The organism is Vibrio sp. 1249-1 (assembly GCF_033340495.1).
This window is the reverse complement of record NZ_JAWOWJ010001053.1, coordinates 1-542: the sequence shown is the minus strand read 5'-3', so window position 1 is coordinate 542 and position 542 is coordinate 1. Positions and strand designations below refer to the sequence as shown.

At 42.3% G+C, this 542-nt stretch carries 1 pseudogene; it reads left to right on the top strand.

Annotated elements, in window-relative coordinates:
- Window positions 1-167: 167 nt before the first annotated feature.
- Window positions 168-542 (top strand): annotated as a pseudogene (locus R7Z50_RS30415) (MFS transporter); the annotation flags it as partial.

The window sequence follows — 542 nt, the reverse complement described above, 5'->3', positions numbered from 1 at the left end:
TGTAACACACCCCAACCACCAACAAAAGCTCCACAAAATCAAAAATAAACAGTGACTTAACAATGTTATTTAGTCGTAAGGCAAAATTTTATTGTTTGTAAGCAGTTAAATTGCAATGTATACGTAGGTGTCGTTAAAAAATGTAATAACTATTATTAGAAGAGCTTATGTCAAACCAACATCAATATTTCGGTCACCCTCGTGGCTTGTTCTTATTGTTCGGCACAGAACTCTGGGAACGCTTTTCCTACTACGCAATGCGTGCCATTCTAGTACTCTACTTAACTGATACCACAATGAATGGTGGTTTGGGCTGGTCAACGAAAGACGCGCTCGACCTTTATGGCATTTACACCGGCCTTGTTTACATTACCCCATTGATTGGTGGTTACCTTGCCGATAACTACCTTGGCCAACGCCGCTCAATTTTGCTTGGTGGTGCATTAATGGCTATCGGCCAGTTCACACTGGCACTTCCGGCTGACGCACTAGGCTTCGGAGCACTTCACACTTTCTATTTAGGTCTTGCTCTGCTTATTTGT